Source organism: Brevibacillus nitrificans (assembly GCF_003710965.1).
Taxonomy (GTDB): domain Bacteria; phylum Bacillota; class Bacilli; order Brevibacillales; family Brevibacillaceae; genus Brevibacillus; species Brevibacillus centrosporus.
Window position 1 is genome coordinate 1 of sequence record NZ_RHHU01000013.1, and the last position, 20,957, is coordinate 20,957.

Annotated in this window: 17 protein-coding genes, 10 tRNA genes and 2 pseudogenes; 26 read left to right on the forward strand and 3 right to left on the reverse strand. The window is 43.7% G+C overall.

The genetic code is table 11. The features are described from left to right. The first annotated feature begins 53 nt into the window (after positions 1 to 53). The 11 genes from EDM59_RS20970 to rocF all read left to right on the forward strand — a co-directional run bounded on the left by EDM59_RS20970 (position 54) and on the right by rocF (position 2,277). Positions 54 to 129, forward strand: a tRNA-Asn gene (locus EDM59_RS20970). 4 nt (positions 130 to 133) lie between these two features. Then, positions 134 to 209, forward strand: a tRNA-Thr gene (locus EDM59_RS20975). A gap of 24 nt (positions 210 to 233) precedes the next feature. Next, positions 234 to 307, forward strand: a tRNA-Glu gene (locus EDM59_RS20980). 84 nt (positions 308 to 391) lie between these two features. Further along, positions 392 to 467, forward strand: a tRNA-Val gene (locus EDM59_RS20985). 171 nt (positions 468 to 638) lie between these two features. Continuing rightward, positions 639 to 723 (forward strand) — tRNA-Tyr (locus EDM59_RS20990). A gap of 20 nt (positions 724 to 743) precedes the next feature. Then, a tRNA-Gln gene (locus tag EDM59_RS20995) sits at positions 744 to 818 on the forward strand. 7 nt (positions 819 to 825) lie between these two features. Further along, positions 826 to 901: transfer RNA gene (locus EDM59_RS21000), tRNA-Lys, on the forward strand. A gap of 20 nt (positions 902 to 921) precedes the next feature. Then, positions 922 to 995, forward strand: a tRNA-Arg gene (locus EDM59_RS21005). Positions 996 to 1,042: 47 nt separating this feature from the next. Beyond that, positions 1,043 to 1,119: transfer RNA gene (locus EDM59_RS21010), tRNA-Pro, on the forward strand. A 9-nt stretch (positions 1,120 to 1,128) separates the two neighbouring features. Continuing rightward, positions 1,129 to 1,202, forward strand: a tRNA-Gly gene (locus tag EDM59_RS21015). A gap of 178 nt (positions 1,203 to 1,380) precedes the next feature. Continuing rightward, positions 1,381 to 2,277 carry an arginase gene (gene rocF / locus EDM59_RS21020; RefSeq protein WP_092277472.1) on the forward strand — a complete coding sequence of 299 codons (897 nt, stop codon included), beginning with the start codon at positions 1,381 to 1,383 and terminating at the stop codon, positions 2,275 to 2,277. A gap of 108 nt (positions 2,278 to 2,385) precedes the next feature. Here rocF and EDM59_RS21025 read toward each other — a convergent pair whose 3' ends face one another. Then, complete coding sequence (locus tag EDM59_RS21025) at positions 2,386 to 2,538, reverse strand: aspartyl-phosphate phosphatase Spo0E family protein (protein WP_122925419.1); 153 nt, start codon at positions 2,536 to 2,538, stop codon at positions 2,386 to 2,388. A 178-nt stretch (positions 2,539 to 2,716) separates the two neighbouring features. Between EDM59_RS21025 and sigW the strand changes: the two genes are divergently transcribed. The 11 genes from sigW to EDM59_RS21085 all read left to right on the forward strand — a co-directional run bounded on the left by sigW (position 2,717) and on the right by EDM59_RS21085 (position 16,020). Next, entirely contained in the window at positions 2,717 to 3,280 is a 564-nt protein-coding gene (sigW, locus tag EDM59_RS21030; RefSeq protein WP_092277479.1) for an RNA polymerase sigma factor SigW, read from the forward strand. A gap of 17 nt (positions 3,281 to 3,297) precedes the next feature. Continuing rightward, complete coding sequence (locus tag EDM59_RS21035; RefSeq protein WP_092277482.1) at positions 3,298 to 3,921, forward strand: zf-HC2 domain-containing protein; 624 nt, start codon at positions 3,298 to 3,300, stop codon at positions 3,919 to 3,921. 107 nt (positions 3,922 to 4,028) lie between these two features. Next, positions 4,029 to 4,847, forward strand: coding sequence for a diadenylate cyclase CdaA (gene cdaA, locus EDM59_RS21040; RefSeq protein WP_122925420.1), 819 nt, complete (start codon positions 4,029 to 4,031; stop codon positions 4,845 to 4,847). Next, positions 4,840 to 6,084, forward strand: coding sequence for a CdaR family protein (locus tag EDM59_RS21045; protein ID WP_092277488.1), 1,245 nt, complete (start codon positions 4,840 to 4,842; stop codon positions 6,082 to 6,084). Before cdaA ends, EDM59_RS21045 begins: the two co-directional genes overlap by 8 nt. A gap of 43 nt (positions 6,085 to 6,127) precedes the next feature. Continuing rightward, on the forward strand, positions 6,128 to 7,474 hold the full coding sequence (gene glmM / locus EDM59_RS21050) for a phosphoglucosamine mutase (protein WP_122925421.1): 1,347 nt from the start codon (positions 6,128 to 6,130) through the stop codon (positions 7,472 to 7,474). Positions 7,475 to 7,960: 486 nt separating this feature from the next. Further along, the gene (gene glmS, locus EDM59_RS21060) at positions 7,961 to 9,793 is read left to right on the forward strand and encodes a glutamine--fructose-6-phosphate transaminase (isomerizing) (protein WP_122925423.1); all 1,833 of its coding nucleotides are present in this window, start codon (positions 7,961 to 7,963) and stop codon (positions 9,791 to 9,793) included. A 244-nt stretch (positions 9,794 to 10,037) separates the two neighbouring features. Continuing rightward, on the forward strand, positions 10,038 to 10,880 hold the full coding sequence (locus tag EDM59_RS21065; protein WP_122925424.1) for a hypothetical protein: 843 nt from the start codon (positions 10,038 to 10,040) through the stop codon (positions 10,878 to 10,880). A gap of 612 nt (positions 10,881 to 11,492) precedes the next feature. Next, positions 11,493 to 12,527, forward strand: coding sequence for a nucleotidyltransferase domain-containing protein (locus EDM59_RS21070; protein ID WP_122925425.1), 1,035 nt, complete (start codon positions 11,493 to 11,495; stop codon positions 12,525 to 12,527). Between the two features lie 17 nt (positions 12,528 to 12,544). Continuing rightward, entirely contained in the window at positions 12,545 to 14,374 is a 1,830-nt protein-coding gene (locus EDM59_RS21075; RefSeq protein ID WP_122925426.1) for a ThiF family adenylyltransferase, read from the forward strand. A gap of 7 nt (positions 14,375 to 14,381) precedes the next feature. Beyond that, the gene (locus EDM59_RS21080) at positions 14,382 to 14,891 is read left to right on the forward strand and encodes a Mov34/MPN/PAD-1 family protein (protein WP_246011162.1); all 510 of its coding nucleotides are present in this window, start codon (positions 14,382 to 14,384) and stop codon (positions 14,889 to 14,891) included. Beyond that, the gene (locus EDM59_RS21085) at positions 14,872 to 16,020 is read left to right on the forward strand and encodes an SAVED domain-containing protein (protein ID WP_122925427.1); all 1,149 of its coding nucleotides are present in this window, start codon (positions 14,872 to 14,874) and stop codon (positions 16,018 to 16,020) included. Before EDM59_RS21080 ends, EDM59_RS21085 begins: the two co-directional genes overlap by 20 nt. A gap of 44 nt (positions 16,021 to 16,064) precedes the next feature. Here EDM59_RS21085 and EDM59_RS31455 read toward each other — a convergent pair. Continuing rightward, positions 16,065 to 16,160 (reverse strand): annotated as a pseudogene (locus EDM59_RS31455) (undecaprenyl-diphosphatase); the annotation flags it as partial. A 132-nt stretch (positions 16,161 to 16,292) separates the two neighbouring features. Between EDM59_RS31455 and EDM59_RS31165 the strand changes: the two are divergent. Beyond that, positions 16,293 to 16,567, forward strand: a pseudogene (locus EDM59_RS31165) (FAD-dependent oxidoreductase); the annotation flags it as partial. Beyond that, complete coding sequence (locus tag EDM59_RS31170) at positions 16,568 to 16,996, forward strand: protein-tyrosine phosphatase family protein (protein ID WP_183192989.1); 429 nt, start codon at positions 16,568 to 16,570, stop codon at positions 16,994 to 16,996. 83 nt (positions 16,997 to 17,079) lie between these two features. On the opposite strand, the gene EDM59_RS21100 is transcribed toward EDM59_RS31170, so the two are convergent. Further along, entirely contained in the window at positions 17,080 to 17,826 is a 747-nt protein-coding gene (locus tag EDM59_RS21100) for a hypothetical protein (protein ID WP_122925429.1), read from the reverse strand. Positions 17,827 to 18,624: 798 nt separating this feature from the next. On the opposite strand from EDM59_RS21100, the gene EDM59_RS21110 reads away from it, so the two are divergent. After that, positions 18,625 to 20,169 (forward strand): serine/threonine-protein kinase, encoded by a 1,545-nt coding sequence (locus tag EDM59_RS21110; protein ID WP_122925431.1) that lies wholly within the window; start codon positions 18,625 to 18,627, stop codon positions 20,167 to 20,169. A gap of 362 nt (positions 20,170 to 20,531) precedes the next feature. Continuing rightward, positions 20,532 to 20,753: a hypothetical protein gene (locus tag EDM59_RS21115; RefSeq protein ID WP_122925432.1), complete on the forward strand. Its 222-nt coding sequence runs from the start codon at positions 20,532 to 20,534 to the stop codon at positions 20,751 to 20,753. The last annotated feature ends 204 nt before the right edge of the window (positions 20,754 to 20,957 follow it).

Consider the following 20,957-nt stretch of genomic DNA (forward strand, 5'->3'; position numbering starts at 1 on the left):
CACTCTTAGCAAACATGCAGTTCCAGTTTTGAAGGTACGAATCCTTCAAACGTTCCTCGGTAGCTCAGTTGGTAGAGCAATCGGCTGTTAACCGATCGGTCGGCGGTTCGAGTCCGTCCCGAGGAGCCATTTCGCTCCTGTAGCTCAGTCGGTAGAGCGTTTCCATGGTAAGGAAGAGGTCGCAGGTTCGATTCCTGTCGGGAGCACCATGAACACTTATCCCAAAATCTTATGGCCCGTTGGTGAAGCGGTTTAACACAGCAGCCTTTCACGCTGTCATACAGGGGTTCGAATCCCCTACGGGTCACCTATCACCCGCACTAGTTGTTGGGGCCCCCGCAAAGTACTCGGAATATGCTCCAGAGCATACCGTCACTTTGTGGGGAAACGTGGAGGCTTAGCTCAGCTGGGAGAGCATCTGCCTTACAAGCAGAGGGTCGGCGGTTCGATCCCGTCAGCCTCCACCATTTACTTCGTCTTGGTTTCGGCTCGGGATCTCTCCGTTCCGGTTCACCCTCGGAGTAATTTCAAAGGAGTTAAGCTCGGGTACATCTGATCTTGCTTGCCCACGTAGGACATTCGACGTAGAAGCGCAAGTAGGAAGCGATCCCGTCAGCCTCCACCACTTAATTAAATATGGGGAGATAGCGAAGTGGCTAAACGCGGCAGACTGTAAATCTGCTCCCTCTGGGTTCGGCGGTTCGAATCCGTCTCTCCCCACCAGTTTTTACTTTTTTTGTTTTTGGGGTATAGCCAAGCGGTAAGGCAACGGACTTTGACTCCGTCATTCCTAGGTTCAAATCCTAGTACCCCAGCCATTTGCACGAGCCATTAGCTCAGTTGGTAGAGCATCTGACTTTTAATCAGAGGGTCGAAGGTTCGAGTCCTTCATGGCTCACCAGTTTTTACCCAATTAAATATGTGCCCTTAGCTCAGCTGGATAGAGCGTTTGACTACGAATCAAAAGGTCGGGAGTTCGAATCTCTCAGGGCACGCATTTTTTCCTTGCAACTTTTACTGTTCAAGGATAAGATAAATAAATCGGGAAGTAGCTCAGCTTGGTAGAGTACTTGGCTTGGGACCAAGGGGTCGCAGGTTCGAATCCTGTCTTCCCGACCATTTTTTTTTGCGGGTGTAGTTCAATGGTAGAACTCCAGCCTTCCAAGCTGGTCGCGTGGGTTCGATTCCCATCACCCGCTCCATACGCAAGATAGAAGAACGAGTACCTGAAAAGGCTACTCGTTTTTTTGTTTTTCATTTAGACCAATGGGCCTAAATGGGTTAATTATGCAAAATCCTGTCGAGTTGAGTCAATTCTCTTTTCGAGGCTACAATAGAACTGTTGAAGTTAGATGCGAGCTGAGGGAAGGGAGCACAATTATGAACAAAAACATTAGCATTGTTGGGGTACCGATGGACCTAGGTGCGGACCGCCGCGGAGTTGATATGGGCCCAAGCGCCATTCGCTATGCAGGAGTCGTTGCCCGTTTGGAAAAAATGGGAATGAATATCCAAGATCGGGGAGACATCGCAGTAACTCGTCCTCATCAATTTTCGGAAACAGAAAATCATAAATATCTCGATGAAGTGGTCGATGCGAATATCAAGCTGGCTGAGGTTGTAAGCGATATCATGCAGGAAGGGCGCTTTCCTCTGGTACTCGGGGGAGATCACAGCATCGCCCTCGGTACCGTAGCAGGCGTAGCCAAGCACGTAAAGAATCTCGGCGTCATTTGGTTTGATGCACATGGCGACTTAAACACAGGAGAAACCTCTCCATCTGGAAACATCCACGGGATGCCTCTGGCGGCTAGTCTGGGTTTTGGACATCAACGACTGGTGAATATCGGCGGATTTGCACCAAAGCTGAAGCCGGAGAATGTTGTGATTATCGGTGCACGTGATCTGGACATGGGAGAGCGTGAACTCATCAAGCGCATTGGCATGAAAGTCTTTACCATGCATGAGATTGATAAGCTGGGTATGGCGCGTGTGATGGATGAAGCGATCGCGCATGTATCCAAGAATACGGATGGGGTGCATCTCAGCCTCGATCTGGACGGTCTGGATCCGCATGATGCACCAGGAGTTGGGACTCCGGTTATAGGCGGAATTTCATACCGCGAAGGCCACGTATCTTTGGAGATGCTGGCAGATGCGGACATTCTGTGTTCAGCTGAGTTTGTGGAAGTAAATCCGATTCTGGATAGTGAAAACCTCACGGCACGCGTCGCTGTTGCGCTGATGAGCTCAGCGTTTGGCGATAAGCTGCTGTAACCATCGATCAGGACACTATACAAAATAAGAATCAAAAGAGAGGCGGCTTAATAGCCCCTCTCTTTTACGTTTCCGCATCTTTACATCGTTGGGAGAAAACAGTACATTCTAAGGATGGAGATCCAGTTCATTTAACAGGTGATCGAGCTCTACACTTAGCTGAAGCAGCTCAGGAGTAATGGTCTCCTGTGCTTTGTACCGATCATTCATTTCTTTGCGGAGCTTTTCGATCTGGAGGAGAACGTCATTTTTTTTCGACATTTGGCCCACTCTCCTTTACAGCGTTAGGTTAAAAGGGCTACCATCACTATTATATAGAGGGTAAAGCTACGCTTATTCCTGTATTTCCCAACAAATTACCTGCACAAACATCAAAAAGTTACGAAACCATTTGCAGCATCATCCGTATATAGGATTACGGTATTGTGGGGAGGATGGCATGGATTTTGTAGAGAAGCGGTTAACTCAACGAGCGAAGAATGGTGACCGCGAAGCCTTTGCCGAGTTGATCGAGATTTATAAAGATAAGATATTCCAGCTTGCTTATCGTATGGTGGGGAACCGCCAGGATGCAGAGGACATCGCACAGGAAACCTTTTTGCGGGTGTATGCCAATTTGCATTCGTACGATGACAGCTTCAAATTCTCGACCTGGATCTACCGTATTGCGACCAATTTGTGTATCGATCGTGGGCGTAAGAAGCGGCCCGATTTTTCATTGGATGAAGAAACGGAGCCAGGACAAGGCATGGACTGGTATTCGCGTTTGTCGTCAAACGAGCGAACACCGGAAGATAAAGTAGTCACGCAGGAATTGCAGGAGACGGTTCAGGATGCGTTGTCCCATTTGCAGCCCAAATACCGCTCTATCATGATCCTGCGATATATTGAAGATCTGTCGCTGCAGGAGATCAGCGATATTGTGAAGCTGCCTGTAACGACGATCAAAACGCGAATCCACCGTGGTAGGGAAGCCCTGCGCAGCAAGCTGCGATTGATGTGAGAAAGGAGAAAATCAAGATGGAATGCCGGGAAATGATTATTCTCATCCACGAGTATCTGGATGGGGACACTGATGAGCTGAGCAATCAGCATTTGCAAACACATATGAAAACCTGTGTGAGCTGCCGTCAGCATATGCACGAGTTGCAGCGGGCCATCGCTTTCGTGCAGAGTGCTTCACATATTCACGTTTCTCCTGATTTTACAGCCCGTGTCCTCGCACAATTGCCTGCTGAGACAAAGAAAAACCTGTTTTCGGGCTGGCTTCGGAGGCACCCGTTTCTTACAGCGGCCGCTGTCTTTCTCTTTTTGATGACGGGCAGCCTGTGCGCCAACTGGTTTGATCGGGATAATATCTTGCAGGTTTCCTCTGCGAATATGGATAAACTGAAAATAGATCGTGAACGAAATGTGGTTGTCGTACCGGCTGGCACCAGCATCGACGGTGATTTGGTCGTACGAAACGGAAATGTTGAAGTGCAAGGGCAAGTAAAAGGGAATGTAGTGGCAATCGAAGGGAAGGTATTCGTCGCCTCTACCGCCCAAGTAGCTGGAAATACGGAATCCATCGAAGCGATCGTCGATTGGATCTGGTATGAAGTGAAAAATATTGGAAATGACTTGCTTCCCGCCTTGCCATAAGAGAAAATAGAGAGTACAGCTATCTACAGCACGGCAGCGGAGCCGTGCTTTTTCCACAGGAGATAGCGTGACTTCATTGAGATGGAGCGAGATATGGGGGCTTCGTTATGATATCGTTGGATTATGGCGATTTGCTACGGTATGGAACGGACATTTTACTCGTTACATACGTGATTTATAAAATAATTATGCTCATTCGCGGGACGCGCGCAGTACAATTGTTGAAGGGGATCATGGTCATCGTGATCACCTGGCTCCTCAGCAAATATTTTCAGCTCACCACCTTGCACTGGTTGATGTCGCAGGCCTTTACCTTTGGGGTATTGGCGGTCGTGATTATCTTCCAGCCTGAATTGCGCCGTGCCCTCGAGCAATTGGGACGAGGCAAGCTTTTTTCGCGTTCCAGCACCATTCAGGATGACGACATGGTCAATCGTTTGGTGAAGGAAGTGTGCAAATCTGTTACGTATATGGCCAAGCGTCGCATTGGTGCGCTGATCGTCATCGAGCGTGAGACGGGGTTGAATGACTACGTCGAAACAGGTATTGCGATCAATGGACGGGTGAGCTCCGAGCTGTTGATCAACATTTTTATCCCGAATACGCCTCTGCATGATGGAGCCGTAATTATGCGCAAAGACGTGATTCTGGCAGCTGCCTGTTATTTGCCGTTGTCGGAAAGCAATTCGATCTCCAAGGAATTGGGGACGCGTCACCGTGCCGCTATCGGCGTGAGTGAAGTCTCTGACGGTATGTCTATTATCGTGTCCGAAGAGACCGGGCAAGTGTCCTTTGCCGCACATGGTGCAATGAACCGCAATCTGACAGAGGAACAGCTGGCTGAGATTTTGACAGAACAGCTCCAGCCTCTCTCAAAGGGCAAATCCATGGGAAGTCGTTGGCAATGGAGGCGAAAACATGGATAAATGGTTAAATAGTCATTGGTTTGCTCGCGCGGTCGCGTTGCTTTTGGCTGTCATGATGTGGATGGTCGTCAATCTGGAGACAGAGCAGACGACGACTCCTGAAGCAAGTCAGCCCGTTTTTATTGATGGGGTCAATCTGCATGTCAAATACGATACAGATCGCTTCCAGGTCGTCAAGCAGCAGCGAACGGTCAAGGTGGCGCTCGAGAGCAGCAACCCGTTTTATCGCCATAACTTCTTTCCTGCCGATTCGTGGGAGGTCTATGTAGACGCGACAGGGCTTGGCAAAGGAACACATAGAGTCCCTGTTCAGTACAAAGGCTTTCCGGATGAGGTGAAGGTGGGGATTATCCCGAATATCGTGGAAATCACCCTCGAGGAGAAAAAGACGGTGGAGCGGGAAGTGGATGTCGAAATGCTCGGGGTGGTCGCACCGGGATATACCGCTGGGGAACCGATTGTGAAGCCGTTCCGTGCGCTTGTGCGCGTGCCGGAAAGTCAGGTAGACAAAGTAGCTGCCGTGAAGGCGTCAGTCGATCTAGAAGGGGCCACATCGGCGATTAAGACTACTGTCCCACTCAAAGTGGTGGACAAGTCAGGAAATGTGATTCAGGGAGCAGACGTCGTGCCGCTTACCGTAGAAGTGAACATTCCTGTCACGAGTCCGTTCGTCAAAGTGCCGGTCAAATTAAACTTGACGAATGAAATGCCAAATGGCTATAGTTTGGCTAGTGTGGATATGAATGTGGAAGAAGTTACTGTATATGGACCAAAAGAGGTCATTGACGCCATGAAGTCGAGCACCTACTCAGGTCCGGAGATTGATCTGTCGAACATTACATCAGATCGTCTGTTAGAGCTAAAGATACCGGTAATGGATAACATCGTGAAAGTAGAGCCGGAGTATTTGAAAGTGTCGTTGAAGGTGGTGCCTTCTACAACGAAGCGTTTGGAAAAGGTACCGATCCGCATTAGCGGGCTATCAGAAAACTTGCAGGCCAAAGTGCTGTCTACTGACGGTCAGGAGATGTCTACAATTGATTTTGATGCCGTAGGGGCGGCTCAGATTTTGAATCAGTTGAGACCGGAAGACTTGCAGGTCGTAGCAGATGTCAGCAGTATGCCGGCTGGAGTGTATGAGATTGCGTTGAACTACATCTTCCAATCTGATTACCTCAGGCCATCAGAAAGCGCACCCAAGAAGGTCACAGTAGAAATCACGAACAAGCAAAGGTAGACATAAGCTGTTGTGTGCACAAGGAAGGAAATGAGGGACAAACATGGGGAAGTATTTCGGAACTGACGGTGTACGCGGTGTGGCAAACGCACAGCTAACACCCGAACTGGCATTTAAAATCGGACGCGTTGGCGGTTATGTTCTCACGAGACACAAACAAGAAGGCAAGCCAAAAGTAGTGATTGGACGTGATACGCGGATCTCCGGTCAAATGCTGGAAAACTCACTTTTGGCGGGCCTGCTATCGGTCGGAGCTGAAGTGGTCAGATTGGGTGTTATCTCTACCTCGGGTGTGGCATACCTCACACGAGCGTTGGGAGCAGATGCGGGTGTCATGATTTCCGCCTCCCACAATCCGTTTCCGGATAACGGCATTAAGTTCTTCGGCAGCAACGGCTTTAAACTGTCCGATGAAGTAGAAGCAGAAATCGAACAATACCTGGATGCGACAGAGGACACACTGCCTCGTCCGACAGGTGAAAATATCGGAACGGTACTGGAGTTTTTGGAGGGAGGACAGAAATACCTGTCTCACCTGAAAAGCACGGTATCGGAGCGGTTTGACGGCTTGAAAGTCGTGCTGGATTGCGCGAATGGGGCGGTTTCCTCACTGGCAGCGCGTCTGTTTGCCGATGTCGATGCTGAGGTGATTACCATCGGCGCGAATCCGAACGGAATCAACATCAACGATCAATGCGGCTCTACTCATCCTGAGCGCGTTCAGGAGGAAGTGCTGAAACATAAAGCCGATCTGGGTCTTTCCTTTGACGGCGATGCGGACCGTTGTATCGCCGTGGATGATACTGGTGAAATCATCGACGGTGACTACATCATGGCGATCTGCGCACGTGCGCTAAAAGCCAAAGGGAAGCTGAACAACAATACAATCGTGACGACTGTCATGGCCAACATGGGCTTTTTCAAAGGCATGGAGGAATGCTCCATCAATACCACCAAGACGGCTGTTGGTGACCGCTATGTAGTAGAAGAAATGCTGCGTGGCGGCTACAACCTGGGCGGAGAGCAATCCGGACATATCGTTTTCCTGGATTACAATACGACGGGAGACGGCCTCTTGACTGGCCTGCAGCTCCTCAATATCGTCAAGGAATCGGGAAAACCTTTGTCCGAGCTCAAAAAGGTCATGGTGAAGTATCCACAGCTTTTGATCAATGTGCGGGTAGAGGATAAATCCAAGCTGAATGGCAACGTCGCTATCGAACAGGCTATTCGCGAGGTGGAGGAGGAGCTGGCTGGCAACGGTCGCGTACTCGTTCGTCCTTCTGGCACAGAGCCAATCGTTCGCGTCATGGCAGAAGGTCCAGATGCATCCCAGCTCGAGGGCTTGGTTCACCGGATCGTCGACGTGGTCAAACAGGAATTGGTGTAAAAAATATGTGGAGGGAGTGGTTCGTGGCCACTCCCTTTTGCATACTAGTAAATGACAAAGAGAGGATTGTCGCTAACAGCGAGATGTGGTACAGTGTTCATGTGCGTCTGGCTTGTTGCACAATCTGTATGGGAAAGGGAGGCGAATGGCGGAAAAAGAACGAAGATCCGGAATACGATGATCAACTTGTTGGAAAGCGCCAGCACTGCGGCAGACCGGATGTGCCCAGTGGACGAGGTGGAGGTTTATCGAAGGATTCGGCGGATACCTCCCGGGAGCAGTATCACTACCGTGGAGCGCAGGTACAAAATATCGGAGAGATCCGATGGACAAAATCCTGTGCATGATACGTTTTAGAATGTCAGTGGACGATTTACGATGAATGCAAAACGTGAATATATAAAATAAATGGAATGGCGGGGGCACACCCCCGTACCATTGGCATTGGGTTGTGTCCCCGCCTTATTTGGAAGGGGATCATCACTTATGTGCGGAATCGTTGGATATATTGGAAATAAACAAGCGCAGGATATTATCATCGGGGGTCTTCGCAAGCTGGAGTATCGTGGATACGACTCGGCTGGGGTTGCCGTAATCAACGAAAAGGGATTGGAGCTGGATAAAGCACAGGGCCGTCTGGCTGTGCTGGAAGAGCGTCTGGAATCCCATCCGTTGGGTGGTTTCATGGGGATTGGGCATACGCGTTGGGCGACACATGGAAAACCGTCTGACGAGAACTCCCACCCACATACCGATGCAAAGCATTCCTTTGCAGTCGTGCATAATGGAATCATCGAGAACTTCCTGCCGATCAAAGAAGAGCTGCTGAGCAAAGGCTATACCTTTACTTCTGAGACCGATACCGAAGTCATCGCTCATTTGCTGGCTGACTTGTACGATGGCGATATCGTTTCGACTGCACGCAAAGCGGTACAGCGTATGCGTGGTGCCTACGCTTTGGGAATCATGACCGAGCATGAGCCAGATAAACTGGTGGCAGTTCGTCTGGCAAGCCCACTGGTTGTGGGTGTGGGCGACGGCGAAAGCTTCATCGGTTCGGACATCCCGGCGATTTTGGAGCATACGCGTGACGTGTACATTTTGAACGAAGGCGAAATGGCTGTGCTCACCCGCGACGGCGTCGAGCTGATGGATGCAGAAACCGGCGAGAAAATCGAGCGGGAGTTGTTCCATGTCGAGTGGGATCTGGTGCAAGCGGAAAAAGGCGGCTACGATTCGTTTATGCTCAAGGAAATTCATGAGCAGCCACAAGCCGTTCGTGAAACCATGGGCGCTCGCATCGATCTGGAGCAAAAGCGCGTGATTTTGCCTGAGTTGAAAATGAGCGATGCTGAGCTGGCGAAGTACGATCGCATCTACATCGTCGCGTGTGGTACCTCTATGCATGCTGGGCTGGTCGGAAAAGATGTCATTGAAAAATGGACCCGCGTGCCTGTAGAGGTCGCTGTCGCATCGGAGTTCCGTTACCGTGATCCGATCTACACAGACAACACCTTGATGATCGTCATCAGCCAATCCGGTGAGACGGCCGATACACTGGCTGCGCTGCGTGAAGCGAAGAAGACCAACGTCAAGGTCATGGCCATCACCAACGTAGTAGGAAGCTCCGTAGCTCGTGAAGCAGATGAAGTCCTTTTCACATGGGCTGGACCAGAAGTAGCGGTTGCGTCCACAAAGGCGTATACGTCCCAGGTCGTTACCTTGTATCTGTTCAGCTTGTATCTGGCACAGGTAAAAGGCACGCTGAAAGCGGCTGAGGTCGCTGAAGTGGTAGACCACCTGCAAGACATCCCTGCGAAAATCACTTCCTTGCTGGAAGACGCTGAGCAGGTACGTCACTTTGCTGAGAGCACCAAAGGCGTAAACAGCCTGTTCTTTATCGGACGCAGCCTTGACTATGCGGTGTCGCTGGAAGGCTCTTTGAAGCTCAAGGAGATCTCTTATATCCACTCCGAGGCGTACCCGGCTGGTGAACTGAAGCACGGTACCCTGGCGCTGATTGAAGATAACGTACCAGTCGTTGCACTGGCTACACAACCAGATATCTACGAAAAAATGGTGAGCAACATCGTGGAAGTCAAAGCCCGCGGCGCACGCGTACTGGGCTTTGCCATGGAAGGCAACACAGACCTGGCGAAGAGCGTCGATGAGGTCATCTACCTGCCAACCACGCTGCCAATGCTCGCACCAATTCTGACCGTCATTCCATTGCAATTGCTGTCCTACTTTGCTTCCGTCGCTCGCGGCCTGGACGTGGATAAACCACGGAATCTGGCGAAGAGTGTGACGGTGGAGTAGGGGACGAATAGGGTATAGGGATTGTTGTTCTTGCAAAATAAAGTTGGTAACTAGAAAATAAAGTTGGTAACTAGAAAATAAAGTTGGTAACTAAAAAAGCATTAGCCTAATCAGCTAATGCTTTTTTGTTTAAGTATTGTGCAATTAGACCGGCAAGGGTGTAAAACCCAATCCTGTTCGTTGTCGTTCTATGAGCTATTGATAATAAAGAGTTTTTGTTTCAAATATAAGGAGGATTCATGTAATGGAAGAAAAAGGTGTATGGGCAGAACCTGAAGACTTTTTTTCCGTATTTCGCTGCACTACTCAAAAATATGCTGAAACTTTTTTAAAAAAAGGTGAAATCAAATTTAGTACACCAAGCTCTTGGGTTAAATATGCTTTTGAAAAAGGGGAAGGGCGTGGAGACAAGTTAGAGGGAACAATGGCAACATTTCATGCGTTTGATATTGAGCATTTGACTAAGTTGAATCAGAAATATAGAAAATATTCCGATCTGGAGCGTATCCGCATTGGCCAACGAATTTACTTGAAGCGAGCTCGGGATATGGAGTTGCCGTGTTTTTGCTTTTATCTTGTAAAGCAAAGTTTGTTTGATTGTCCAAACGAAGAGGGAGTGCATAGAGTAACAGGAACGGTACCAGCATCATATTTTAGAGATTTTATGGACAATCTGGATCCTAAAGAAGTAGAGAAATTAGATCAAAAAGATAAGCCCGCTGTTATCGTTATAAATGATTACAAGGAATTTGAACAAAGAATTATCAATGCCCTTATGGCACTAGGACTCAATAGAGAAGAAATAATCATTACACGCGTTGCCTATATAGATTTTGATAAATACGGTGAACATGGTTGGTGGGATTTTGGACAAAAATCACCTATGGAATTAACAATTAAACATACTCGGTTTGAAAATCAAAGTGAAGGAAGAATAATCATAAATACGGATAATGAAAGGATCACACAAATTTTGGGGAAACCAATTGAAATTGGTTCCTTAGAAGATATTGCTACGGTAAGTAATACTTATCTTCATGAAGGAATGTCGATAGAGGCAACTGTAGATTTGTATTCATTGGATTGAAGAATTTTTTTTTAGTTATTAGGGATACGTAAGGTTTTGAAGTGGCAACATACTTGAGTTTTATATCTCTAAACAAACCGCAGCGGCCTCTTCGGGGCTTAAGTCGGTGAGGGTTCGTGAAAACGGGAAAGTTATAGAAAGTTTAAGCTAAACCGAAGGACGGGTACGATAGCTCATTAATAAGAGGCAGTCTACGACTTTATTTTCAAGTCTACAGGCTGCCTTTGGTTATTACGGGGGGTTAGTCTGACACTTATTTCTTCAAAGCTGACGATTCTCTATACCTAAAATCGCGTAAGATCAACGAGTCTAGTCTAATCCTTTATTTTTCTCGTACAGCAACAATACAATACGACAACTAGTCTAAGACTATTATCTTTGCGATTAAAATGATCGGGATTCCTTGATAGATAAGGAGTGCCGGTCTAATACTTTATTATCACTAAACAACTGTTGTTATACAATTTAATTATCAGAATTATGCATACTATTTTGGGACACTACTCCACTCATCAAACATATGTTCTTGAATCATCTCTTATCAAGACAAAAGTTATGGTATAATATTCCTAGATTTGGTAGAGCCAAACTTACCATAGGGAGGAATGGAAAGTGCTTCATTTACAGCAACAGTTCTTGCAGTTCCACGACAATATTAAATTGACAATGGAAGACAACGAAGAGCTGCGAAACAAAAGAGATATAATCATTAAACGAATTAAAGAGAATATCCCTGATGCTGCGAAGCCATTTACAATCTTCACTCAGGGTAGCTATGCCATGTTTACTGGAATTCAACCTCTCGATAACGATTATGATATTGATGTAGGATTGTATTTTGAAATGTCTAAAGATGATGTGAAGCCAGTAGATGCAAAAAAATGGGTCTTCGACTCAATTGACGGTCATACAAAAGATGTTCGGATGAAGACACCTTGTGTAACAGCTACATACGCGGCTGGATATCACGTTGATGTAACAGTATATGCAGCCGAAAACAATGATGGGAAAGTCTATCTAGCAAAAGGAAAACCAAATAGCAATGAGGAGAATAAAACGTGGGATGAATCGAATCCCAAAGACTTGATCGAAGTAATCAGTAATCATCTAACTGACGCAGATGATCGAAAACAATTTCGAAGAATTGTACGCTATTTAAAGAGATGGAAGGATATCCAGTTCTCAGGTGTAGTAAATGGGAAGCCTACAGGAATTGCCCTTACAGCCTGCGCTTATCACTATTTTACTAACCAGAAGGTTGTTGTAGATTCTTTTACAGGTAAGACTGAGTATCGTGACTTGGACGCATTTATTAACTTGCTTTCCAGTCTGCTAAATAGATTCAAAACGGTCGTTGAAAGGGAGGGAAATGAGTTAGTTCTATACGAACGCTTATCTGTTCTACTACCAGTTTCCCCGTACCCCGATCTGTTTGTAAAAATGACAAATAAACAGATGGTAACATTCAAAGAAAAACTAGAAACATTAAAAAAAGCTTTGGAGGATGCTCGTGGTAAAGAAGATCCAACAGATGCAGCCGAACTGCTTCAAAAACAATTCGGCTCCTCTTTCCCTGTCCCCCCTAGACCTGATACCGGTAAAAAAGCATTTAAAAAAGCAGTAGTTCCAAGCAACGAATCGGCTTAAAAGAGAGGGGAAGGCATTTGGATATCCTGACTCTTATTCAAGATGAAATAAAAGAGTATGACCAAAATATCCTTCTTTCCATGACTCCTATACCAAGTGATAACCGATTCAACTATCGCCGATGCAAGAATGTCATGGAAATTATGGTACCCATCAACGGGAAACCTACAGTCCTAGCTGTGGGTTTCCCGGAATTTTTCCCCAAAGAGCTCCCCAAGTTCTTTGATAGGTCCAATCAGTTCAATCGAATACCACATAAGGAACCAGATGGTTTCTTATGTTTCTCTAATACTGAGTCGATGTTAATTGACGAGCGCTATCCAGGTGCTGTTCTTCTCAGTTGCCTGGAGAAGGTTATTGAACTGATTGAAAAAGGGTTATCGGGAGCGAATAACGACGAATATCTGGTTGAATTTGAGGCCTATTGGTCTAGGCAAACCCAGACTAAAATTACTTACGCTTCGATAAACACAGAAAACACTCAAGTACGTGAACTAGACCTTTGGAGAATACCGGTCAAATCATCTTTTGCATTAATTGCTACTGAAACTCATGCTGATGCAACCACAATTGTTAAAGCGCTTTTCGGAGTATCCCTGAAGGAAGCAGAGAAATATCGATGCATGTATCTTCCACTAAAATCAGGAACGAACAAAACACCGCCTAAGTATTTTAGTAATTGGGACCTTGCGGATATGAAAGCAAGCCTTCTGAGTAATCTCGACCCGCTAAATAAAAAACGGTTCCATCAGATTGCAGCCCTTAAACGTAAGTCACCAAATACGTATGATTACGTAATAGGAGGCCTTCCAATTCCAAACAACAATTGGGCTTTATTTGGAATGGAGATATATAATCCAAGAGCAAGTTTATACACCAACCGGAAAAACCGCAAGATTGCCTCCATCATACTTCACCCCTTTGTTCAAGCTCCACCTGAATACAAAACCACCCCACTTGTCATAAAAAGATGGAATCAAGACTACCTGTTGAATCGAACTGGTGGCCAATCATCTTTAAAGGCCAAGCATGTCGTGGTAGTTGGAGTAGGGGCGATTGGTAGCGAGATTGCAAATGGTCTATCCAAATCGGGAGTAGGTAAGCTAACTCTAATTGATGATGATACGTACACATTGGATAACATCTACCGGCATTATCTAGGGGGAAAGTTTGTCTTTTATGAAAGTGAACAATTAGGCTTAAGGAACCCTGAAAAAGTAGCTGCTATGCAAGTAGATCAAACCTCGAAGTATCCATTCACAAAAGTGGAGATATATGCGGAAAAGTTTAGAAGTGTCTTTGATCAAGGGAGTATCGACTGGAAGACGGTAGATTTAGTAATATGTGCGATAGGCAAACCGAATGACGAAATGCATATTAATCAGTTGTTACATGGGCTACCAAACCCTCCTGCGACTATATATACCTGGGTAGAACCATTAGGGATTGGTGGTCACGCATTAGTAACGCTAAATGATAACAAACGGGGTTGTTACCAGTGTCTATTCAAGCCCGATTCAACCGATCAGATCTCGAATAGGGCCTCCTTCAGTCAACCATTTCAGGACTTTTCAAGATCAATAACAGGTTGTGGCTCCTTTTTTACTCCTTATAGCTTTTTAGATGCCTCCAAGACTGCCAATTTAGCTTTAGAAGCAGGCATTAAGGTGTTACTGGGTATTGAGAAGGGGAGTCCATTGCTGTCGTGGAAAGGGGATAGCAGTGCATTTGAACAGCTGGGTTACCAACTATCATCGCGCTATTCTTTTTCAGTAGAGAAACTCCATGAACTAAGATATCACTATATCGACGATGATTGCCCAATTTGTCGGGAAAGAGGGGAGTAGATGATGAGTGACACACGAAATGGTTTTTTTACTCCCTAATGAGAAGCGTTTCGTTATTCGAAGAGACCCGTTAGATAAGATGCTACAGTATAAACAATTAAACAGGTACGATAAAGAAGCAGGAGGAATATTAATCGGACGGATCTTACTTGAAAACGGGAATTTCATTGTTGATGATGTCTCTGAACCGATGAAACAAGATATTAGAACCCGTATCACGTTCAAAAGAGCTCCGAATGGACACCAAGAGTATTTTGACCAAAAGTGGGCGGAGAGCCAAGGCCGGTGCTTCTACCTAGGAGAGTGGCATACACACCCAGAACCGGTCCCAAACCCGTCTCCTGTAGATATTCTTGGGTGGAAACGCATTATGTCGTTAGAGCATGAAGTAGAAACTCTATTTTTTATTATTATTGGCCAAAGACAGATTAACGTGTGGTTTGGGAACCCAATTAACAAAGAGATCAAACAAATCCATATAAAAGGGGAGATATCTGATGGCAAAGAAAAAAGCTGAAGCAGCAGCTAACACTAGACGAAAATTGCTAACAGCTGAAGAATATTACCTTTGGATGGTTGGTGGAGGAATATGTTCTTTCAGAGGATGCCAAAAGCGATTGATTTTAACTGCTGAAAATGGGCAGCTATCAAATGTCGGGATTAAAGCACATATTATTGGTCATAAACCAGGCTCAGCACGTCACGAGTTTGCAGAAGAGTATGGTTATTCGAAAGATAATTTAGAACAAGTAAGTAACCTTATGTACATGTGCTACGACCACTCAAAACTAATTGACGAAAAACATACAAGACAAGACTATCCACCAGATCTACTGTTTGGAATGAAAAAAGATCATGAAGACTGGGTTCAATCGTGGACAGAAAATAACAAGAAAAAAAGTATTGCTTTGATCTTTAAAAAGCTAGGACCACCACTCACAGCACTTAATTTTAGGGATGAGCAACCTCCGACTATCCTAATCGAAGCCATCGAGGATCAGAACGAATTCACAGACTTCACTGAAGAAGGATGGCAGCAAACAAAACAAAGTAACGAGGAACTATTTGAAAGATTTAAAGCAAGTGTAAAACAACATAAAGCTGATGTTGCTGAAATTTTCCCTTTGTCTCCGATCCCACTACTAATTCATCTAGGCCGCTTGAGTACTGACACAGTTCCACTAACCATTTACCAATATGATAGAGATAATGAAATCTGGGTAACTGATAATAATCAGGAAGACACCGCCACCGACGACCTTGGGCTTGTCCACACTGTTAACCAAGAAGGGGAAAGCAATGTCCTCGTCGTTACAATTTCAGTTAGCGGAACCGTTCATTTAGAAGATGCCGAGGAACATGTAAAAATGCCTTATCATCATCTCGGGATCTCTATTAGTAATCCAGGTGTGAAACGTGTTTTATACAAGGATCACGTCAAACTGATACAAAAGCTATTCAAAGATAAAACAGAAGAGCTTTTAGCGGCGAAAAGGTATCGTCATATTCACTTGTTTTATGCTGGACCTGCCGGACTTGCGATTGAACTCGGTAGAAGTATCCATCCTACTATGTGGCCAGAGGTTTCCCTTTACCAATATAACGTTAGAAATAATCCGGTATATCAATATGCTTTTACAATATAACATTGTGAGCTAGTTCGTGGGAGTGCGCCCCCCTTCAACCAGCGTATCACGCTAATAATAAGAGCAACAATAATGGAACCAAGTACAGCTCCTGGATAATGGTGCCCTACATAGATACGTGAAAATCCTGTTAATAGTGCAAGTGAAAGCATACCAAACCCCCATAACAGGTCCTGCAGGACTTACTGCTGCCATTTATCTTGCACGTGCGAATATGAATCCGTTAGTAATTGAGGGGAATGAACCAGGAGGGCAATTTAATACATAGTGATACAGGTGTGGAAGAAGTTATCGGAACGGGAGGAATTTTTGTAACGATCGGACATACGCAAAATACAGCTTTCCTTGAGGGGCAAATCAAAACGGATGAAACCGGATATATTCCTGTGACTCCGGGTACAACAGAAACCAGCATACCAGGTGTATTTGCATGTGGTGACGTTCAAGATCATCAGTATCGCCAAGCAATTACAGCAGCTGGAACAGGATGCATGGTAGCTTTGGATTGTGAAAGATTTCTTGAGACTACACCCTACATGATTGGAGCATGACTGAACCAAAAAAGTACCAAGCATTGGTGGAAGATAAGATCTTCCTAGGTGGCGCGACAGATGTGGAGTCCATGATCCAAAACAAAGGCGTAGAGGTTGCCATAGATCTGCGTGGGGAAGCTGAAAAACCTGCATTCTCATATCCTGACGTTCAGTGGGTCTGGATGATGCCATTGCGAATCAAGTTCCTCTTTTTATTACAAGCAATCGACAAAGTAGTGAATGCTTATAAAACTGGTAAGAAGGTGGCCTTCCATTACAATGGCGGACGCGGAAGAACGGGCACGGTAGCAGCAGGAACACATCTGACCCTTGGATTAAGTAATACACTTCAAGAGGCAGAGGAAAAAGTCAAAGAGATTAAACCTGAAATCAACATTAAGCCAGAACAAAAAGAGGTTTTGAATAAGCTGTTTTCCAATTAAATGGGGGAATGAAGTAAATAAAATAGGAAAGTCTCCTGAGCAATGTAATTTCCTTGTGCTATGACTCTAGAGGCTGTCTTTTTTTAATTTTTGTTTTGTTTTTTATTATGATATTTGACAATATTTGATACAGTCTCAATAGCATTGAAAATTCTTAATGAGTCAATTTCTGAATTATTAAAAGCTGTTCTTCCATGTAAAATCCAATGCCTGTTTACTAACTCAGGCTCTTTTCCTGAGAAATCAGACTTTTGGTAAAGTGCCGAAATAAAATTAAAACAAGAAGTCCACATTATTTTATCAATCATTGAATTGTCATTTGTTGTATCAAGCATTTCCTTACAAACTTTCATCATTCTAATATTGGTTTTATCACTTTCAAAAGTTGACAAGATACCTTCTAATACTGGTATTAGTGTGCTAACTGATAAAATAAACATCATATTTTTGTGGGCATAAACACTCTGTTTTATTGCTTCATGCCACTGGTGGATATCATTGATATTAAGAATTGCATTTATCATTCTGTCAAAATTGTCATCCTCTGAATAATAAATCTCAAAAAACGTATCAATATCTTCTTTAGTAAGATTATCATTTTCGAAAAATCTGATTTGATAAAGAGTAAATGAAAATGGAACAGTCCATCCCCATTTTCCTATGTTTTCAGATGCCTTATAAAAAGCTTCATAATCAAATTCTACTTTGGGAATATTTAATTTAATATTTTTTAGAGACGCCTTAATATCTTCAGGAATTTTAGTCCCTAGTAAATTTTTAATATTATCAGGAAGTTCAAACTTGCTTACATTACTTTTTGAATCACTCATTTTATCACCCTATAACATTGTATTAAATAATAGGTATTGTCTGATTTGAACATGTTAGAACTCCTTGTCAATTTCCAAAATAATCTATAGAGGAATTATAACATTGGCAGGTTACTAAGAATATATATTTGATATTTTTGATCTGAATGATGCTAAATCCTGTTTTGCCCAAAAGGGATACTGGAAAATACTCCAGTATCCCTTTCTACAATCACACTTATTTAACATATCTATTCTTCATATGCTTTATCACATACTTCGCATCTCTCCCGCCCCCGAGGAGTGTAGCCGATGCAAGAGATCGTTGCCAAGGAAGACCAACATAAAACAAACCGTCTACAGCTGTACTCATACCATTTTTATGAAGAGGAGTCCCATTTTCGTCCAAAGCATGAAGAGAGGAGAGGTAATGGACGTTAGGACGGTAACCGGTGGCAAAGATAACGGTATCTACTTGTTCTTGCATATCGTCTGACCAAACAACGCCCTCTTTAGTAAAATAGGTAAACACCTCCTTTTATTTTGGTTTTTGATACTCAATGGCTTTCTGATATTTCCCCGTATCAAGCACACCTTCGGGTTTTGACTGAAGCAGCCATTTTCCAAAACCAGATTGGTCGATCCCAAATGACTAACGGACAGATTACGTTCATGTCAGGGGGAGGCTTTTTATACCGCCTCTAGTCCGATAATATGCTCCTGCTATGATTATCTTGTAGAACGAGAACTTTATTAACATTCTATAGATTACAAGATATAATTAGTTGGGTATTAATTCCTAAAATGGGGGTGCGGTAAATGATTATACTGCCAAATTCTTTTGTTTATGATTCAGAAAATCATGAGTATAAAGTTATTGAGCCATTAGGAAACGGAGCGTTTGGCTACGTTTATAAGATCCAAAAGCAATCTGATAATTCTATATGGGCTTTAAAAACTCTCCCCTCTAATTTCCCAAGTCAGGAGCAGTTACATGCATTTATTAATGAAAGTTCAATGGCTTTAAATGTAAATGGAGATAATACTGTAAAATATGTTTATATTCATGATGGAAGTACATATCCACAATTACCCCCATACATAATTATGGAGTTCGCAAACGGCGGCACTTTGTTTGACCTAATCGAAAAAGCAAAGAACAAAGGTGAATTTTTTTCGAATTCAGAGTTACTAAATTATTTTAACCAACTCATCAACGGAATGGAACAAATAAACACAGTGCTTGTTCACCGCGATATTAAACCGGACAATATACTTTTGAATGAAGGTGTCATCAAGATATCGGATTTCGGATTATCCAAAGTAGTTCATGATAGTACAAGACAACTTACTTTTAAAGGATTTGGTGCTTTAAAGTATATGGCGCCTGAAGGTTGGAAAAATGAAAAGAATACGATCCAAATGGACATATATGCTATGGGAATCACTTTCTTTGAACTGGCCACATTGCAGCATCCTTACAATTTAAATCCGGATGCCGATTTGCAACAATGGCAGAGAGCACATCTGTTCAACACTGCTCCTTCTCCGAAGACAATTAATAATTCGGTAAATATAACCATTGCCCAAGTTATCCTGAAAATGATGGAAAAGAGCGTGAGTAAACGCTATAAAACTTGGGATGAAATAAGAAGAGATTTAATGATTCAAGATTTACCTGTTACAAAGAACACTGAAATTATTGAAAACATGGTAAATATACGACTAGCTAAAGATAGATCGATTAGTGAACAGCAATTAAAGGAGAAAAAAGAGCGTGAAGAAAGAACTTTATACTTAAATACAATTAATTACCAATACGCGAACGACATCTATAACCCACTAAAGGAATTTATTGATGAGTTTAATTCAAGGTACACACAAGGAAAAATTACAATATCAAGCTTGGGTTCAATGGAGACAGATAAGATAATAACGAAGATTCATTTAACTTCAGGAAATGTATTAACAATTAGTTTAAATGCACTTTTTGATGAGAATTTTATAAGAGATGTTTCTGCGGAATTTTCGTTTCCTGGGGAAAATAGAACTTTTAAAAGAGTCGTAAGACCTGTTCTGAACAATAAGAAGGTGCAAGCTTGGGGTTATTTAAAGGATCATAATAATAAAGGTTTTAACATCCTTCTGGTCGAGAACCCAGAAGATAGTACGTATGGCGAATGGTTTATCCTTAAAAATACAAATAGTGGCTTTGGGAGAACAAATAGACCAGAACCATTCCCATTTGAATTTAATGAATTAGAAAAAGAACTGCCTTTAATAAGAGCAACCCATATTTATAACACTGAAGTTATTGCGTTGAACCTTCAAGAATTCTATGAATTTATTGTTTCGAATGTTTAGTTGTAATGAAAGGACTGTCAGAAATGGCAGTTCTTTTTGTTATTATGATATTACAAAAGGACTGTTTAGGATTTTTCTTTAAGGAGATGCTCGCAGCATTAAACTCCCATGAAAATAAAAAGGTATAGACCCAGCCAAAGGGTTTTTAAAAAAAGGCTGTGTCTCTACTGATTGTTGAATAAACGACCGAGAAAATGACTCGTCTTTAAAACATCAAATAGGCAGACAGGTGCAACAACCAAAAAGGATTAATTTCCCATACGTGCTACCCAAGAAGGGTGCGACAATCTGTGATGCACCGTGGTCGCCGAACTTTGTTGATGTGATGGCTATGGAAAAAATTCTTTAAGGAGGTGGGGGGAATGAAAGTAAACAGGGGAAGTGTACTTAGCAAAGAGTACTTTCTCGCCTACTTAACGTATGTTATGCGAGTTTTTCATTGTAATGCAGATGAGGCGAAGGTGAAAACAGTTGGACGCCTCTTTTGTGGCGACTTGAGTGTTTATGGTGAGCAAACCCATCAATACTTCATAAATGCCTATAAAGAGCTGACTTTAGCTGCTCCCAAAGTTAAAAATACTTAAACTAGGGATAACATTTGTTTAGAGTATAAAGGATCCACTAACAGAAAGGTTACCATCAGGTAGCCTTTTTATTAATTTATCCGGGAAAAGTACATTTTCCGGACAGGGAAATTGAACGACTGAGCAACGCACTCCACGGAGGTTGCTGTTACTCAATTGCCCTGCCTGTGTCGAGCCATTTAAGGTAGAATTGTCGGCCACTTT

Bases quoted from the DNA above. Each gene is read 5' to 3' on its own strand.
- EDM59_RS21025 (WP_122925419.1), bottom strand. From the start codon at position 2,538: ATGTCGAAAAAAAATGACGTTCTCCTCCAGATCGAAAAGCTCCGCAAA.
- sigW (WP_092277479.1), top strand. From the start codon at position 2,717: ATGGATTTTGTAGAGAAGCGGTTAACTCAACGAGCGAAGAATGGTGAC.
- EDM59_RS21035 (WP_092277482.1), top strand. From the start codon at position 3,298: ATGGAATGCCGGGAAATGATTATTCTCATCCACGAGTATCTGGATGGG.
- cdaA (WP_122925420.1), top strand. From the start codon at position 4,029: ATGATATCGTTGGATTATGGCGATTTGCTACGGTATGGAACGGACATT.
- glmS (WP_122925423.1), top strand. From the start codon at position 7,961: ATGTGCGGAATCGTTGGATATATTGGAAATAAACAAGCGCAGGATATT.
- EDM59_RS21110 (WP_122925431.1), top strand. From the start codon at position 18,625: ATGATTATACTGCCAAATTCTTTTGTTTATGATTCAGAAAATCATGAG.
- glmM (WP_122925421.1), top strand. From the start codon at position 6,128: ATGGGGAAGTATTTCGGAACTGACGGTGTACGCGGTGTGGCAAACGCA.
- rocF (WP_092277472.1), top strand. From the start codon at position 1,381: ATGAACAAAAACATTAGCATTGTTGGGGTACCGATGGACCTAGGTGCG.
- EDM59_RS31170 (WP_183192989.1), top strand. From the start codon at position 16,568: ATGACTGAACCAAAAAAGTACCAAGCATTGGTGGAAGATAAGATCTTC.
- EDM59_RS21065 (WP_122925424.1), top strand. From the start codon at position 10,038: ATGGAAGAAAAAGGTGTATGGGCAGAACCTGAAGACTTTTTTTCCGTA.
- EDM59_RS21100 (WP_122925429.1), bottom strand. From the start codon at position 17,826: ATGAGTGATTCAAAAAGTAATGTAAGCAAGTTTGAACTTCCTGATAAT.
- EDM59_RS21115 (WP_122925432.1), top strand. From the start codon at position 20,532: ATGAAAGTAAACAGGGGAAGTGTACTTAGCAAAGAGTACTTTCTCGCC.
- EDM59_RS21085 (WP_122925427.1), top strand. From the start codon at position 14,872: ATGGCAAAGAAAAAAGCTGAAGCAGCAGCTAACACTAGACGAAAATTG.
- EDM59_RS21045 (WP_092277488.1), top strand. From the start codon at position 4,840: ATGGATAAATGGTTAAATAGTCATTGGTTTGCTCGCGCGGTCGCGTTG.